At 67.7% G+C, this 15,613-nt stretch carries 12 protein-coding genes; 9 read left to right on the top strand and 3 right to left on the bottom strand.

Annotated features, from left to right (window positions below; genetic code table 11):
- From QY917_RS06380 to otnI, 4 genes are all read left to right on the top strand, one after another.
- A complete protein-coding gene (locus tag QY917_RS06380; protein ID WP_123675764.1) occupies window positions 1-1,098 on the top strand; it encodes an ABC transporter permease in 1,098 nt (365 codons plus the stop codon).
- A 21-nt stretch (window positions 1,099-1,119) separates the two neighbouring features.
- Window positions 1,120-2,757: an ABC transporter ATP-binding protein gene (locus QY917_RS06375; RefSeq protein WP_123675765.1), complete on the top strand. Its 1,638-nt coding sequence runs from the start codon at window positions 1,120-1,122 to the stop codon at window positions 2,755-2,757.
- 330 nt (window positions 2,758-3,087) lie between these two features.
- The gene (locus QY917_RS06370) at window positions 3,088-4,254 is read left to right on the top strand and encodes a DUF4382 domain-containing protein (RefSeq protein ID WP_123675833.1); all 1,167 of its coding nucleotides are present in this window, start codon (window positions 3,088-3,090) and stop codon (window positions 4,252-4,254) included.
- A 77-nt stretch (window positions 4,255-4,331) separates the two neighbouring features.
- On the top strand, window positions 4,332-5,159 hold the full coding sequence (gene otnI / locus QY917_RS06365) for a 2-oxo-tetronate isomerase (protein WP_123675766.1): 828 nt from the start codon (window positions 4,332-4,334) through the stop codon (window positions 5,157-5,159).
- 117 nt (window positions 5,160-5,276) lie between these two features.
- Here otnI and QY917_RS06360 read toward each other — a convergent pair whose 3' ends face one another.
- Both QY917_RS06360 and QY917_RS06355 read right to left on the bottom strand, forming a co-directional pair.
- Window positions 5,277-6,143 carry a universal stress protein gene (locus tag QY917_RS06360; protein ID WP_123675834.1) on the bottom strand — a complete coding sequence of 289 codons (867 nt, stop codon included), beginning with the start codon at window positions 6,141-6,143 and terminating at the stop codon, window positions 5,277-5,279.
- Between the two features lie 148 nt (window positions 6,144-6,291).
- Window positions 6,292-7,224 carry a LysR family transcriptional regulator gene (locus QY917_RS06355; protein ID WP_123675767.1) on the bottom strand — a complete coding sequence of 311 codons (933 nt, stop codon included), beginning with the start codon at window positions 7,222-7,224 and terminating at the stop codon, window positions 6,292-6,294.
- Between the two features lie 96 nt (window positions 7,225-7,320).
- Between QY917_RS06355 and QY917_RS06350 the strand changes: the two genes are divergently transcribed.
- The 3 genes from QY917_RS06350 to QY917_RS06340 are packed head-to-tail and all read left to right on the top strand — an operon-like array spanning window position 7,321 to window position 10,076.
- A complete protein-coding gene (locus QY917_RS06350) occupies window positions 7,321-8,673 on the top strand; it encodes an acyclic terpene utilization AtuA family protein (RefSeq protein WP_123675768.1) in 1,353 nt (450 codons plus the stop codon).
- Window positions 8,674-8,682: 9 nt separating this feature from the next.
- Window positions 8,683-9,045 carry a hypothetical protein gene (locus QY917_RS06345; protein ID WP_011805082.1) on the top strand — a complete coding sequence of 121 codons (363 nt, stop codon included), beginning with the start codon at window positions 8,683-8,685 and terminating at the stop codon, window positions 9,043-9,045.
- A 44-nt stretch (window positions 9,046-9,089) separates the two neighbouring features.
- On the top strand, window positions 9,090-10,076 hold the full coding sequence (locus QY917_RS06340; protein ID WP_123675835.1) for a tripartite tricarboxylate transporter substrate binding protein: 987 nt from the start codon (window positions 9,090-9,092) through the stop codon (window positions 10,074-10,076).
- A 68-nt stretch (window positions 10,077-10,144) separates the two neighbouring features.
- Here the strand turns inward: QY917_RS06340 and QY917_RS06335 are convergent, their stop codons facing one another.
- Window positions 10,145-11,203 (bottom strand): AI-2E family transporter, encoded by a 1,059-nt coding sequence (locus tag QY917_RS06335; RefSeq protein ID WP_015913425.1) that lies wholly within the window; start codon window positions 11,201-11,203, stop codon window positions 10,145-10,147.
- A gap of 216 nt (window positions 11,204-11,419) precedes the next feature.
- On the opposite strand from QY917_RS06335, the gene QY917_RS06330 reads away from it, so the two are divergent.
- Together QY917_RS06330 and odhB are read left to right on the top strand one after the other, a co-directional pair.
- Complete coding sequence (locus QY917_RS06330; protein ID WP_123675769.1) at window positions 11,420-14,296, top strand: 2-oxoglutarate dehydrogenase E1 component; 2,877 nt, start codon at window positions 11,420-11,422, stop codon at window positions 14,294-14,296.
- Window positions 14,297-14,344: 48 nt separating this feature from the next.
- Complete coding sequence (gene odhB, locus QY917_RS06325) at window positions 14,345-15,610, top strand: 2-oxoglutarate dehydrogenase complex dihydrolipoyllysine-residue succinyltransferase (protein ID WP_015913423.1); 1,266 nt, start codon at window positions 14,345-14,347, stop codon at window positions 15,608-15,610.
- Window positions 15,611-15,613 lie beyond the last annotated feature (3 nt).

Raw genomic sequence — 15,613 nt, 5'->3', positions numbered from 1 at the left:
ATGGCTCCAACGCCCGACCATCAAGCGCTAGTAGCTATTGATTCGGTAGCTAATGGGGCGCCTGCAGCGCCCGTTGCCGCCTCGGCGTCACCCAGTCGGCGCGCTTGGCAGCGCTTTCGTGCCAACCGCCTGGGGTTCTGGAGCCTGCTGGTGTTCTGCACCCTGGTCGTGATCAGCCTGGGGGCAGAACTGGTTAGCAACGACCGGCCCCTCGTCGTGCGCTATGAGGGTCAGACGTATTTCCCGTTGTTCAACGATTACCCCGAGACGACTTTCGGCGGTGACTTCCAGACGCCCACCGACTACCTCGACCCCTTCATTCGCGAGCGGCTGTCGCAGGGGGATAACTGGGCGCTGTACACGCTCAACCGCTACGGGCCCGACACCCTGAACTACTTCGCGAAGGAGCCCAACCCCTCGGGCCCGTCGCGCGACAACTGGCTGGGCACGGACGACCGCGGGCGTGACCTGCTGGCGCAACTGATCTACGGCTTTCGCGTGAGCGTGTTGTTCGGTATTGCCCTCACCGTGGTGGGCGTGGCACTGGGCGTGGCGGCGGGGGCCGTACAGGGCTTCTTTGGCGGCAAGACCGACCTGGCTTTCCAGCGCTTCATCGAGATCTGGGGCTCCATGCCCGAGCTGTACCTGCTCATCATCTTCAGCGCCGTGTTCGCGCCCAGCATCGGGCTGCTGCTGGTATTGCTCAGCCTGTTCGGCTGGATGGGGCTGTCGGACTATGTGCGCGCCGAATTCCTGCGCAACCGGCAACTGGACTATGTGAAGGCCGCGCGGGCGCTGGGTGTGTCCAACGGCCAGATCATCCGCCGCCACATCCTGCCCAACAGCATGACGCCGGTGGTGACCTTTCTGCCGTTTCGCATGGGTGCGGCGATCCTGGCGCTGACGTCGCTGGACTTCCTGGGCCTGGGCGTTCCGCCCGGCACCCCCAGCCTGGGCGAGCTGCTGTCGCAGGGCAAGAACAACATCGACGCGTGGTGGATCTCCATCTTCACCTTCGGGGTGCTGGTCACCACGCTGCTGCTGCTCACCTTCATGGGCGATGCGCTGCGCGACGCGCTGGACCCCCGCAAGAACTGAGGCATCGTGAACCCTTCTGCCATGCGCGCTGCGCCCCCCCTGTCTCCCTCGTCCGCGCCGCTGCTGCAGGTGCGGGACCTGCGGGTGCGCTTCGGCGCCAAGCAGGTGGTGCATGGGGTGAGCTTCGACATGGCCCCGGGCGAAAAGCTCGCGCTGGTGGGTGAATCCGGCTCGGGCAAAACAGTGACCGCGCTGGCGCTGCTGCGCCTGACGGGCGATGCGCAATTGGAGGGGAGCGCGCTGATGCACGGGCGTGATCTGCTCCAACTGCCTGAGCGCGAACTGCGCGGCGTGCGCGGCGGCGATATCGCCATGGTGTTCCAGGAGCCCATGACGGCGCTGAACCCGCTGATGACCATTGGCGACCAGGTGGCCGAGGTCTTGGTGCTAAAACAGGCCCTGAGCAAGGCGCAGAGCGCGCAAGCAGCTATCGAACTGCTAGCGAGTACCGGCATCCCCGAGCCATCGCGGCGCGCGGGCAGCTTTCCGCACCAGCTTTCGGGCGGGCAGCGCCAGCGCGCCATGATCGCCATGGCCCTGGCCAGTCGACCGAAGCTGTTGTTGGCCGACGAGCCCACCACCGCGCTGGATGTGACGCTGCGCGGCCAGATCCTGGATCTGCTGTCCGACCTGCAGCGCCAGACGGGCATGGCCGTGCTGCTCATCACGCACGACCTGCTGCTGGTGCGCCGCTTTGCCGATCGCGTGGCCGTCATGGAGCAGGGCGCCGTGGTGGAGCAGGGCACCGTCGCCCAGGTGTTCGACGCACCGCAGCATGCCTACACGCGCAAGCTGATCGGCAGTACGCCGCGGCGGGACGTGGTGGAAGGCGGTGCCGACGGCGACGCCGTGCCCGCCGCGCAGGCAAGCGGCCTGCGCGTGGCCTACCCCGTGCCAGTGCCGGGCATCCGCGGCTGGTTTGCCAAGGGCGAATTCGTGGCCGTGAAGGATGCGGGCTTTCGCATTGCGCGTGCGCGCACACTGGGGGTCGTGGGCGAATCGGGCTCGGGCAAGTCCACGCTGGCCCAGGCGCTGCTGGGCCTGCTGCCGTCGCGCGGTGACCTGCAGGTGGCCGGCCAGGCCTGGCAGCAGCCCGCCCACCGCAACACCGCGCACAACCAGGAGCTGCGCCGGCAGGTGCAGGTGGTGTTCCAAGACCCGTTCTCATCCCTGTCGCCGCGCATGACCGTGGAGGAGATCGTGGGCGAGGGCCTGCGCGTGCACATGCCTGCGCTGGACGTGGCCGAGCGCCGCACGCGCGTGGCTGCCATGCTGGCCGAGGTGGGCCTGACGGACGCGCAATTCCCCGGCCTGCTGGCGCGCTACCCGCATGAGTTCTCGGGCGGCCAGCGCCAGCGCCTGGCCATTGCGCGCGCGCTCATCGTCGAGCCGCAAGTGCTGGTGCTGGACGAGCCCACCAGCGCGCTGGACGTCACCATTCAGCAGCAGGTGCTGAGCCTGCTGCAGCGCCTGCAGAAGGAGCGGGCGCTGTCGTACCTGCTCATCACGCACGACGTGGCGGTGGTGCGCGCCATGGCGCATGAGGTCATCGTCATGAAGGACGGCGAGGTGGTGGAAAGCGGCAGCGTGCACCAGGTGCTGGATGCGCCGCGCCACGCCTACACGCAACGGCTGGTGCAGGCCGCGCAGCCGGTCTGACCTGCCCGGCGGCGGGTCGCGCAGCAGGGTGTGCGGGGCCGTGGGCGACTACCGCGTTTGGTGTAGGACACGAGCGCGATCTGCTTGCATGTCCGTTGGCCGGTTGCTCTGCTATTAATAGCATTGAATTTCGATTTCATCTGCCTGTCCGGTGTTTCACAGCGCACAAGGCGGCTCCCGCTTTTCTGGCGATTTCACACATCAGGCAACACACCTGACACTTGGCTGCTAGGTGCCGCGGGGTGCCGCTCTCACAATGCGCCCCGGGGCGGTCAGGCTGGTCTGACGGCACCTTCCTCGGCAAGAAAAACCCCGGAGGCGATGAACATCATGCGCACGAAAACCCTCTCCTGTTGCAAGTATCTGGCTGGCGCCGCCGCGCTGGCTGCCCTGGTCGCCTGTGGCGGCGGCGGTGGTGATGGCGGTGACGGTAGCGGCACCGGCACGCTGAAGCTGGCGCTGACCGACGCTCCCAGCTGCGGCTATGACGCGGTGAACGTCACAGTGCAGAAAATACGCGTGCACCAAAGCGCTACGGCGGCGGATGACGCTTCCGGCTGGCATGAGCTCACGCTGAACCCCGCGCGCCGCGTGGACCTGCTGTCGCTCACCAACGGAGTGCTGGAGGAACTGGGCGAGCTGCCGCTGCCCACGGGCAAATACACCCAGATGCGTCTGGTGCTGGCCGGCAATGGCGGAGCGGCCCCCTTCGCCAACTCCGTGGTGCCCACGGGGTCGGGCGAAGTAGCGCTGACCACGCCCAGCGGCCAGCAAAGTGGCGTGAAGATGAACGTGAACATCGACATCGCCGCCAACCAGATGGCGGACTTCGTGCTCGACTTCGACGCCTGCAAGTCCGTCGTGACGGCCGGCGCATCGGGCCGCTACCTGCTCAAGCCCGTGGTGGCTGTGATTCCGCGCCTGGTCTCTGGTGTGCAGGGCTTCGTCGAACCCGTTGCTGGCACCACGGTGACGCTGCAGTCCCAGGGCGAGGTGGTGCGCGCCACCGTGCCGGACGCTTCGGGCCGCTACCTGCTGCGGCCGGTGGTGCCGGGCAGCTACACGCTGGTGCTGACGGCACCCGGCCGCACCACGGCCGTGGTGACCCAGGTGCCGGTGCAGTCCGAGCTGGTCACCTCCGTCGGCACGTCCACGCAGGCCGTGGCGCTGCCGGCATCGCCCGTTGCCACCGTGAACGGCACCACTTCGGTGGATGCCTGGGTGCGGGCCCTGCAGCCGCTGGCGGCGGCTGGCGCGGTGGAAGTGTCGGCCAAGCCCGTGGACGGCGTGACCGGCGCCTACAGCTTCACGCTGCCCACGGCCGCCCCGCTGGTGGCGCCGTATGCCGCGGCGCCCACTCCGCTCGTGTTCACGGCCGATGCCGGCGCCGCAGGGCGCTACACCATCCAGGCGCGCCTGGCGGGGCAGGCCGACAAGCAGCAGGCCTTGACCCTGGGCGCGGGAACGACCCAGACGGTGAACTTCACGTTCCCCTGACGCCCGCCACGCGTTCCTAGAATGAAGGGCGCCAGTCCGCGACTGGCGCCCTTTTTTGTACGAACGCCCTTCCTGTCATGCCCCGCCTCGCTGCCAACCTCTCCATGCTCTACGCCGAGCATGCCTTCCTGGACCGCTTTGCCGCTGCCGCGCGCGACGGCTTCCGGGGTGTGGAATACCTCTTTCCCTACGACCATCCTGCGGAGCAGATCGCGCAGCGCCTGGCCGAACATGGACTGACGCAGGTACTGTTCAATGCCCCGCCGGGAGACTGGGCGGCGGGCGAGCGCGGTCTGGCCTGTCTGCCAGGGCGCGAGGCGCAATTCCAGGAGGGGCTGCAACAGGCGCTGCACTATGCGCAGGCGCTGCGCTGCGAGCGCCTGCACGTGATGGCTGGCGTGGTGCCGCCCGGGCTGGCGCACGCCGACGCACGCGCCTGCTACCTGCGCAACCTGCGCTGGGCCGCCGGCCAGGCCGGGCGTCAGGGCGTGCGGCTGATGATCGAGCCCATCAACGGGCGCGACATGCCCGGCTACTTCCTGCAGCGCCAGCAGGACGCCCATGCCGTGCTGCAGGAACTGGGCGCTTCCAACGTGCAGGTGCAGTTCGACCTGTACCACTGCCAGGTCATGGAGGGCGACGTGGCCACGAAGATCCGCCACTACCTGCCCACGGGACGGGTGGGGCATTTCCAGATCGCCGGCGTACCTGAGCGGCACGAGCCCGACCAGGGAGAGCTGCAGGTCGACTACCTGCTGGGCGTGATCGACGAGGTGGGGGCCACCTGCGGCTTCGACGGCTGGGTGGGCTGTGAATACCGTCCGGCGATCGCGGGCCCGGGCGGCACCTCGCAGGGGCTGGCCTGGGCGCGGCGCTGGGGTGTCGTGCCGCGCGGCGCGGATTGAGGGCGTTCGCCCCGGCGCGGGGCCGGGGCTAGCGTGGGGACGTCACAGTTCAGATAAAAAAGGCCTGCAGCGCTTATGCAGTAAGCGCTAGCAGCTATTGAATCGATAGTTAACCCGTCAGCGCAGCACCAGCACCGGCACGCTGCACAGCCGCAGCAGCGCGGTGGTGGTGCTGCCGACGATGAGCTGGCGGATGCGCGAGTGCCCGTAGGCGCCCAGCACTAGCAGTACGTTGCCGTGCGACTGCAGCAGGGCCGGCAGCGCCTCCTCCGGCACGCCCGGCACGATCTGCGTGGTGATGTTGAAGCCTGCGGCCTCCAGGTGTGACTGGGCGCTTTGCAGCGCTTCCAGCATCTCCAGCGTGGGCTCGCCGGCCAGGGCCAACAGGCCGGGCATGCCGCGCAGCAGCGGGCTGCGGCCCACGGCCTCTACGGCGCGGCGCGCGGTGGCGCTGCCGTCAAAGGCCACGACGAAGCCCGCCGGCGCCACGAACTCCGGCATGGTCACCACCATCACCGGCTGGCGCACGTTGCGCACCACGCCTTCCACACGGTAGTCCAGCCGCAGCTTGCGCGCGGCGGTGGCGCGGTGCTGGCGCCCCAGCACGAACAGGCGCGCGCTGGGTTCGTGCTCCAGCAGCACGTCGGTCAACTCGCCCTGGCGCAGCAGCGCCTGCAGCGACGGCACGCGTGCGGCATCCACGCGCGCCTGGGCCTCGGCCAGCATGCGGCGCGCGGCCTCCTGTGCGACGTGGCTGCGCTCTTCATCGAGGGTATTCAGGCGCTGCAGCAGCAGGTCCTGCGCGCCCATGCCGATGACGCCGCTGTAGTCGCCCACGGGCGGCATGGGTTCAGGCCGCTCCAGTGCGTGCAGCAGCGCCAGGGGTGCCTGCAGGCGCTGCGCGGCCCACAGGGCCCCGTCCACCACGGCGTGGGTGGTGGCCAGCCCGTCGATGCAGGCATACACGGTGTCGTGGGTGTTCATTGCTTCCTCCTGCGCACGCATGTGATGGCCCGAGTGTGGCATCGCAGAGCGTGCAGTGCCACCGGGGGTGCCCCGCAGGCTGTGGTCGCAGGTGAATGCAATTCACAAGAAAATCGCGCTCTAGCGCTTGTCCATCAAGCGCTGCCAGCTATTGTTTTGATGGCATTTCGGCATGCATCGGCCGCTGCTGCATCACCCGTGCGTACAGCGCCTGCGCGGCCACCGACAGGCCCCGGTCGCGCCGGCGCACCAGGTAGATCTGCCGCGTGAGCCCGGGCAGGGCCAGCGGCCGGGTGGCCAGGCCCTCCTGCTGGAAGTGGAACAGCGTGAGCGTAGGCACCACGCTGATGCCCAGCCCGGCCCGCACCATGCCCATGACGGTGGCCAACTGCTCCACCTCCATCAGCGTGCGCATCGCATGGGGATGGAAGGCCGCCTCCAGGTACTGGCGCACGCTGCTGTGCCGCGCGAGATGGATGAATGGCCACTCGGCCAGGGCACGCCATTGCGCGGCGGCGCTGCGCCGGCCGGCGGGCAAGGGTTGCCGGGCGAGCGGATGGTCCGCGCGGCAGACCAGGTGAAAGCCGTCCTCGCAGAAGGGCTCGGCCTGCAGCTCGGGCGTGTCCGCGCGGATGGCGGCCAGCGCGAAGTCGGCCTTGCCCGTGGCCACGCGCTCGATGCAAGGCTCGGACAGCACGTCGGCAATGTCCAGTTCCACGCCCGGGTGCTGTGCGCGAAAGCCGGCCAGCACACCCGGCAGCCACCCCGCGGCCAGCGAGGGCAGCAGCGCGACGGACACGCGCCCGCGCCGCAGCAGTGCGGCGTCGCGCAGCGTGGCCAGCGCGGCATCCACCTCGGCGCGAATGCGCAACGCCGACGCATGGAAGTTCTCGCCCTCGGCCGTCAGGCTCACATGGCGCGTGCTGCGGTCGAACAGGCGCAGACCCAGGTCGTCCTCCAACGCGCGGATGAGCGCGCTGAAGGCCGGTTGCGACAAGTGGCACTGCGCCGCGGCGCGCGTGAAGCTGCGCTGCGCCGCCAGGGCAAGGAAGGCGTCGACCTGCCGTGTGGAGATATTCATTTGATATCCAGATGAATTGATCTTGACAATCTATTTCCCAGAATAACCTGCCGTGCCTACAGTGCGCCCTGGAGACATTCCCCAAGGACCCCTGCAATGGCGAACCCCTCACCCCTGCTCATCGGCTGTGCGGCCGGCTTCTCGGGCGACCGCCTGGATGCTGCCGCACCCGTGGTGCAGGCGCTGGTGGACAGCGGCCGGCCCGGCGTGCTGATCTTCGAGACCCTGGCCGAGCGCACGCTGGCGCTGGCCCAACTGGCGCGCCGCGCCGATCCCGATGCGGGCTACGAGCCGCTGCTGGATGAGCTGCTGCGGCCGGTGCTCGCGCAATGCCTTCAACACGGCGTGCGCATCGTGAGCAACTTTGGCGCGGCCAATCCGCGGGGCGCTGCGCAGCGTATCCAGCAACTGGCAGCCGAGCTGGGCGCGCGCCGCCCGCGCGTGGCGGTGGTGCACGGCGACGACCTGAGTGGCGCACAGCACCGCGCTGTGCTGGAACGGGCGCTGGGCCCGTCCATGCCCGCGCAGCCCATCGTGAGCGCCAATGCCTACATTGGCGCGGAGCCCATCGCCCAGGCGCTGCGCGCGGGGGCCGACATCGTGGTCTGCGGCCGCGTGGCCGACCCTGCGCTGGTGCTGGGCCCGGCGCTGGCGCACTACGGCTGGTGCATGGACGACTGGGACCGCCTGGCGCGCGCCACCATGGCCGGCCACTTGCTGGAATGCGGCGCGCAGGTCACGGGCGGCTACTTTGCCGACCCGGGCTACAAGGATGTGCCGGGCCTGGCCCGGCTGGGCTACCCGATCGCCGAGATCGACGCCGACGGCCATTGCACCCTCACCAAGCCGCCGGGCACGGGGGGGCGCGTGGACGAGCGCACGGTCAAGGAGCAGCTGCTGTATGAACTGCACGACCCCGCCGCCTACCTGACGCCCGACGTGGTGGCCGACATCACCCAGGCGAGCGTGGCGCAGGCCGGCAGCGACCGCGTGCACCTGCAGGGCGTGCGCGGCCATGCGCGGCCGCCGTCGCTGAAGGTGAATGTGTGCTTCGAGTCCGGCTGGTTTGCCGAGGGCGAAATTTCGTATGCCGGCGCGCGCGCCGAGGAGCGCGCCCGCCTGGCGGGCGACGTGCTGCGCGAGCGGCTTGCGAGCGTGGCACCGCTGCGCGTGGACCTGATCGGCGTGGCCAGCGTTTGGGGTGACGACGCAGGGCGGTGGCTGGCGGCGCAGGCAGGCCAGGGCGCGCAGGACGTACGCCTGCGCGTGGCACTGCAGCACCGCGACCATGCCAGCGCGCAGCGCCTGGTACGCGAGGTGACGGCGCTGTACTGCTGCGGCCCGGCGGGGGGCGGCGGTGTGCGCACGGCCATGCGCCCGCGCCTGGGCACCGTTTCCTGTCTCGTGCCGCGCGAGGCGGTCAATCCTGGCTACACGCTGCTGGACTGAAGGACCACGATGAACCCTACTGATCTCACGGTTCCCCTGTACCGCCTGGCGCACGGCCGCACGGGTGACAAGGGCGACCGCTCCAACATCAGCGTGATCGCCTGGCACCCGGCCCTGTGGGACGTGCTGGTGCAGCAGGTCACCGAGGAGGCCGTGGCGCGCCAGTTCGCGGCGCGCGGGCCCACGCGTGTCACGCGCTATCTGCTGCCCCAACTGCAGGCGATGAATTTCGTGCTGGATGGCGTGCTGGACGGCGGCGTGAACGACGCGCTCAACCTCGACAGCCATGGCAAGGCGCTGTCCTTTCTGTTGCTGGACCTGCCGGTGCGGATGCCGGCGGCGCTTGTACATCACCTGGCCGGAGCGCATTGACGCGCGCCGGCGGCATTTTTCATCACCACAACCAAGGAGACACCATGAACCCGTTCCCGCATCGCCGCCGTGTACTGGCTGCCACCGCTGCGGCCGTCCTGTGTGCCGCGGCCGGCGCCGCCAACGCACAGGCTCCCGCCTATCCTGCCAAGCCCGTCACTTTCGTCGTGCCGTTTGCGGCCGGCAGTGCCACCGACCAACTGGCGCGGGCATTGGGCCAGGCCGTGAGCACCGATGCGCGGCAACCCGTGGTCGTGGAGAACAAGGCCGGCGCCAGCGGCATGATCGCCGCGCAGTCCGTCGCCAAGGCACCGGCGGATGGGTACACGGTGCTCATCACCACCAACACCACGCATGCCGCGAACGAACACCTGTACAAGAAACTGCCCTACGACCCGGTGAAGGATTTCGCCCCCGTCACCGGCCTGGGCAAGGGCGGCCAGGTGCTGGTGGTGAACGCGGGCGCTCCCTACAAGAACGTGGGCGACCTGCTGGCCGCCGCCCGCAAGAACCCCGGCAAGCTGAGCTTTGGCAGCGGCAGTTCCTCCAGCCGCATGGCCGGCGAGATGCTCAAGCAACTGGCGGGGGTGGACATCCTGCATGTGCCGTACAAGAGCAACCCGTTGGCCATCACCGATCTGCTCGGCGGGCAGATCGACCTGATGATCACCGACACGTCCACCGGCGTTCCTCAGGTCAAGGCGGGAAAGCTGCGCGCGCTGGGGTACTCCACGCAAAAGCGCAGCACGCAGCTGCCCGAGGTGCCCACGCTGGATGAGGCCGGCGTGAAGGGCTATGACATGGGCTACTGGTTTGCGGCCTACGTGCCCGCCGGCACGCCCGAGCCCGTGGTGGTGCGGCTGAACGCGCTGCTGGCGCAGGCGACGAGGAGCCAGGCCGCCCAGTCGTTCTTCGAGACCGCAGGCTCCGAGGCCTGGACCACCACGCCCGAAGAGCTGGCGCGCTTTCAGGCCGCCGAGACCCAGAAGTGGGGCAGGGTGATCAAGGCCGCCGGTATTGAGGCGGAATGAGTGCGTCGGCGGGGTTGAAGGCGTTTTGGCCTTCAGCGCCCGCCCATCAAGCGCTAGTAGCTCCTATTTCAGGAGCGTTCTGAGCCGTCGTGCGGCGCGAACAGGTCCCAGGTGGCGATGAACAGTGCGGCGATCATCGGGCCGATCACAAAGCCCGTGAGCCCGAACAACGCCATGCCGCCCAAGGTGGAGATCAGCACCACGTAGTCGGGCAGCTTGGTGTCCTTGCCGACCAGCACGGGACGCAGTACGTTGTCCACCAGCCCGATGACGAATACGCCATAGGCGGTGAGGATCACGGCCTGCCCCGGCGCGCCGGTCGCCAGGAAGTAGATGGCCACGGGCCCCCAGATCAGGCTGGCGCCCACGGCGGGCAGCAGCGACAGGAACGCCATCAGCACGCCCCACATCACCGGCCCCTGGATGTTCAACAGCCAGAAGATCAGGCCACCCAGGGCGCCCTGGGCCGCAGCCACCACGATGTTGCCCTTCACGGTGGCGCGGATCACGGTGGTGAACTTGATGGCCAACTGCTCCTTGTGCCGCGCATCCAGGGGGATGGCCTCGCGGATGCGCGCCGCCAGCCGCGCGCCGTCGCGCAGCAGGAAAAACAACAGGTAGAGCATGACGCCGAAGCTCACCACGAACTGCAGCGTGTTCTGGCCCACGTCCAGCGCCTTGGTGGCCAGGAACTGGCTGGCCTGGGCGCCGATCGTGGTCAGGCGGGCTTGCAGCTCCGCGCGGGTGGTGAGATGAAAGCGGTCCAGCAGCTCCAGCATCCAGGGGGGCAGCGCGGCCAGCACCTGCTGCAGGTAGGCGCCGAAGTTCAGCTGCCCCGAGCGGGCGCGCTCGTAGGCCACACTGGCCTCCTGCACCAGCGAAGCGCCGATCAGCGTTACCGGCAGGATCACGATCACCAGGCACACGCCCAGGGTGGCAAGCGCGGCCAGGTTGCGCCTGCGCGGCATGCGCCGCTGCAGCCGCCGGTGCAGCGGCGTGAACAGGATGGCGAGCACCACACCCCAGAAGATGGCACCGTTGAGCGGCCAGAGGATGGCGCCAAAGGCCAGCGTCACGACGGTGAGCAGGAGCAGCAGGGTGCGGGACTGGAGCGTGGGCGGGTTCATGGGGGCGGTGGAAGGAGCGAAGCCCAAAATGTAAGCCACACACACGCCTGTCTTGATACACCGCTCGCCGCGCGCGCAGGCGTTCAATGGCACAATAGCGGCCGCAAACGAGGCCCTTCCCCTGCCACAGTCGCATCCGCCAACCGGTTCAGCCGTGACGCGGAAGGTTTGTTAACCAGCTAACGCTTCCTTCAGGGAAGTGGAGGTCAGCGGAATATGAGCGATCCGACATCCGTCTACCAAGCCTACCAAGGCAACACCTATCTTTTCGGCGGCAACGCGCCCTACGTCGAAGAGATGTATGAGAACTACCTTGCCAACCCTGGCAGCGTGCCAGACTCCTGGCGCGAATACTTTGACGCACTGCAACATGTGCCCGCGGTAGACGGCAGCAATGCCAAGGACGTTCCCCACCTGCCCGTCATCAACGCCTTTGCCGAGCGCGCCAAGGCCGGCGGCACCAAGGTCGTGGTGGCCAGCGCCGACGCCGAGATGGGCCGCAAGCGCACCGCCGTCCAGCAACTGATCGCCGCGTACCGCAACGTGGGCCAGCGCTGGGCCGACCTGGACCCCCTCAAGCGCACCGAGCGCCCCCAAATTCCCGAACTGGAGCCGTCGTTCTACGGCTTCAGCGATGCCGACCAGGAAACGGTGTTCGACGCGAGCAACACCTTCTTCGGCAAGGACAAGATGCCCCTGCGCGAGCTGCTGAACGCGCTGCGCGAGACCTACTGCGGCACCATCGGCGTGGAGTACATGTACGCCACCGACCAGGTGCAAAAGCGCTGGTGGCAGCAAAAGCTGGAAAGCATCCGCAGCAAGCCCAACTTCTCTGCCGACAAGAAAAAGCGCATCCTGGAGCGCCTGACGGCCGCCGAAGGCCTGGAACGCTACCTGCACACCAAGTACGTGGGTCAGAAGCGCTTCTCGCTCGAGGGGGGCGAGTCCTTCATTGCCGCCATGGACGAGTTGATCAACTCCGCAGGCGCGAAGGGTGTGCAGGAAGTGGTGATCGGCATGGCCCACCGCGGCCGCCTGAACGTGCTGGTCAACACCCTGGGCAAGATGCCCAAGGACCTGTTCGCCGAGTTCGACCACACCGCCCCCGAGGACCTGCCCGCCGGTGACGTGAAATACCACCAGGGCTTCAGTTCCGACGTCTCCACGGCTGGCGGCCCAGTGCACCTGTCGCTCGCGTTCAACCCGTCGCACCTGGAAATCGTCAACCCCGTGGTCGAGGGCTCCGTGCGCTCGCGCATGGACCGCCGCGCCGACCCCCATGGCAAGCAGGTGCTGCCCGTGCTGGTGCACGGTGACGCGGCCTTTGCCGGCCAGGGCGTGAACCAGGAAACCCTGGCCCTGTCCGAAACGCGTGGCTACACCACGGGCGGTACGGTGCACCTGATCATCAACAACCAGATCGGCTTCACCACGTCCGATCCGCGCGACCTGCGCTCTACGCTGTACTGCACCGACATCGTGAAGATGATCGAGTCGCCCGTGCTGCACGTGAACGGTGACGATCCCGAGGCCGTGTGTCTGGCCATGCAGCTGGCGCTGGATTTCCGCATGGAATTCGCCAAGGACGTAGTGGTGGACATCATCTGCTACCGCAAGCTGGGCCACAACGAGCAGGACACGCCGGCGCTGACCCAGCCGCTGATGTACAAGAAGATCGGTCAACACCCCGGCACGCGCAAGCTCTACGCCGACAAGCTGGCAGCCCAGGGTCTGGGCGAGACGCTGGGCGATGACATGGCCAAGGCCTATCGCGCCGCCATGGACGAGGGCAAGCACACGGTCGATCCGGTGCTGACCAACTTCAAGAGCAAGTACGCCGTGGACTGGAGCCCCTTCCTGGACCAGAAGTGGACCGATGCCGGCGACACCGCCATCCCGCTGGCTGAGTGGAAGCGCATCGCCGAGAAAATCACGACCATTCCTGAGACCGTCGCACCGCACCAACTGGTGAAGAAGGTCTACGACGACCGCGCCGCCATGGGCCGTGGCGAGGTCAACGTGGACTGGGGCATGGGCGAACACATGGCCTTCGCATCGCTGGTGGCCTCGGGCTATCCGGTGCGCCTGTCTGGCGAGGATTGCGGCCGCGGCACGTTCACGCACCGCCACGCCGTGATTCATGACCAAAAGCGTGAGAAGTGGGACGAAGGCACCTACATCCCGCTGCAGAACGTGGCCGAGAACCAGGCGCCGTTCACGGTGATCGACTCCATCCTGTCCGAGGAGGCCGTTCTGGCCTTCGAATACGGCTACGCCTCCAACGACCCCAACACGCTGGTGGTCTGGGAAGCGCAGTTCGGCGACTTCGCCAACGGCGCACAGGTGGTGATCGACCAGTTCATCGCCTCGGGCGAAGTGAAGTGGGGCCGCGTGAACGGCATCACGCTGATGCTGCCGCACGGCTACGAAGGCCAGGGCCCCGAGCACAGCTCGGCCCGCCTGGAGCGCTTCATGCAGCTGGCCGCTGACACCAACATGCAGATCGTGCAGCCCACCACGGCCAGCCAGATCTTCCATGTGCTGCGCCGCCAGATGGTGCGCAACCTGCGCAAGCCCCTGGTCATCATGACGCCGAAGTCGCTGCTGCGTAACAAGGACGCCACGTCGCCGCTGTCCGAGTTCACCAAGGGCGGTTTCCAGACCGTCATCTCGGAGCAGGACGAAGCGATCGCCAAGAAGGCCGACAAGGTCAAGCGCGTGATCGCGTGCTCGGGCAAGGTCTACTACGACCTCGTGAAGAAGCGCGTGGAGAAGGAAGCTACCGACGTGGCCATCATCCGCGTCGAGCAGCTTTACCCGTTCCCGCACAAGGCCTTTGCCGCCGAGCTCAAGAAGTACCCGAATGCCACCGACATCGTGTGGTGCCAGGACGAACCACAGAACCAGGGCGCCTGGTTCTTCATCCAGCACAACATCCACGAGAACATGCTCGATGGCCAGAAGCTGGGCTATGCCGGCCGCGCCGCATCTGCCTCCCCCGCAGTGGGTTACGCCCATCTGCACCAGGAGCAGCAAAAGGCCCTGGTGGAAGCCGCTTTCGCCAAGCTCAAGGGTTTTGTCCTGACCAAGTAAGGCCGCAACCCACACCTTCAGTACAGAACCCTCTTTGGAAAGAATCAAATGGCTATCGTAGAAGTCAAAGTCCCCCAGCTGTCCGAGTCCGTGGCCGAGGCCACCCTGCTGCAGTGGAAGAAGAAGCCCGGCGAGGCCGTGGCAATCGATGAAATCCTGATCGAGATCGAGACCGACAAGGTGGTGCTGGAAGTGCCCGCACCGGCCGCCGGCGTGATGGCCGAGATCGTGGTCGCCGATGGCGGCACCGTGGCCTCGGACCAGGTCATCGCCAAGATCGACACCGAGGGCAAGGCCGGCGCGGCCGCGCCTGCAGCTGCTGCCGCTGCACCAGCGCCCGCAGCGGCATCTGCCCCGGCGGCCGCTGCGCCCGCCGCTGCTGGCGGCAGCAAGGGCGACGTGGCCATGCCTGCCGCCGCCAAGCTGCTGGCCGACAACAACCTGTCGGTCGGCGATGTGACGGGCTCCGGCAAGGACGGCCGCGTGACCAAGGGCGATGTGCTGGCCGCAGTGGCGGGCGGCGTGAAGTCGACGGCCGCCGTGATCCCCACCGGCGTGCCCACCAAGGCGCTGCCCCAGGTGGCGGCCCCGTCGTCCGCTGCTGATCTGGGCGAGCGCCCCGAGCAGCGCGTGCCCATGAGCCGCTTGCGTGCCCGCGTGGCCGAGCGTCTACTGCAATCGCAGTCCACCAACGCCATCCTCACTACATTCAACGAAGTGAATATGGCGCCGGTGATGGACCTGCGCAAGAAGTTCCAGGACGCATTCACCAAGGAGCACGGCGTGAAGCTGGGCTTCATGTCCTTCTTCGTAAAGGCCGCGGTGCATGCCCTCAAGAAGTACCCGGTGCTCAACGCCTCGGTGGACGGCAACGACATCGTCTACCACGGCTACTTCGACATCGGTATCGCCGTGGGCTCGCCGCGCGGCCTGGTGGTGCCCATCCTGCGCAACGCAGACCAGATGAGCTTTGCCGACATCGAAAAGAAGATCGCCGAATTCGGCAAGAAGGCGGCCGACGGCAAGCTGGGCATCGAAGAGATGACCGGTGGCACGTTCTCCATCTCCAACGGCGGCACCTTCGGCTCGATGATGTCCACCCCCATCATCAACCCGCCGCAGTCGGCCATCCTGGGCGTGCACGCCACCAAGGACCGCGCCGTGGTCGAAAACGGCCAGGTCGTGGTGCGTCCGATGAACTACCTGGCCATGTCTTATGACCACCGCATCATCGACGGCCGCGAAGCCGTGCTGGGCCTCGTAGCCATGAAGGACGCGCTGGAAGACCCGTCGCGCCTGTTGTTCGACCTGTAATTC

Source organism: Diaphorobacter sp. C33, from assembly GCF_030503915.1.
GTDB lineage: Bacteria > Pseudomonadota > Gammaproteobacteria > Burkholderiales > Burkholderiaceae_C > Diaphorobacter > Diaphorobacter nitroreducens.
Note: the sequence above shows the minus strand (reverse complement) of the source record. Positions and strands in the feature narration are given on the sequence as shown.

Bases quoted from the DNA above. Each gene is read 5' to 3' on its own strand.
- QY917_RS06380 (WP_123675764.1), top strand. From the start codon at position 1: ATGGCTCCAACGCCCGACCATCAAGCGCTAGTAGCTATTGATTCGGTA.
- QY917_RS06375 (WP_123675765.1), top strand. From the start codon at position 1,120: ATGCGCGCTGCGCCCCCCCTGTCTCCCTCGTCCGCGCCGCTGCTGCAG.
- QY917_RS06370 (WP_123675833.1), top strand. From the start codon at position 3,088: ATGCGCACGAAAACCCTCTCCTGTTGCAAGTATCTGGCTGGCGCCGCC.
- otnI (WP_123675766.1), top strand. From the start codon at position 4,332: ATGCCCCGCCTCGCTGCCAACCTCTCCATGCTCTACGCCGAGCATGCC.
- QY917_RS06360 (WP_123675834.1), bottom strand. From the start codon at position 6,143: ATGAACACCCACGACACCGTGTATGCCTGCATCGACGGGCTGGCCACC.
- QY917_RS06355 (WP_123675767.1), bottom strand. From the start codon at position 7,224: ATGAATATCTCCACACGGCAGGTCGACGCCTTCCTTGCCCTGGCGGCG.
- QY917_RS06350 (WP_123675768.1), top strand. From the start codon at position 7,321: ATGGCGAACCCCTCACCCCTGCTCATCGGCTGTGCGGCCGGCTTCTCG.
- QY917_RS06345 (WP_011805082.1), top strand. From the start codon at position 8,683: ATGAACCCTACTGATCTCACGGTTCCCCTGTACCGCCTGGCGCACGGC.
- QY917_RS06340 (WP_123675835.1), top strand. From the start codon at position 9,090: ATGAACCCGTTCCCGCATCGCCGCCGTGTACTGGCTGCCACCGCTGCG.
- QY917_RS06335 (WP_015913425.1), bottom strand. From the start codon at position 11,203: ATGAACCCGCCCACGCTCCAGTCCCGCACCCTGCTGCTCCTGCTCACC.
- QY917_RS06330 (WP_123675769.1), top strand. From the start codon at position 11,420: ATGAGCGATCCGACATCCGTCTACCAAGCCTACCAAGGCAACACCTAT.
- odhB (WP_015913423.1), top strand. From the start codon at position 14,345: ATGGCTATCGTAGAAGTCAAAGTCCCCCAGCTGTCCGAGTCCGTGGCC.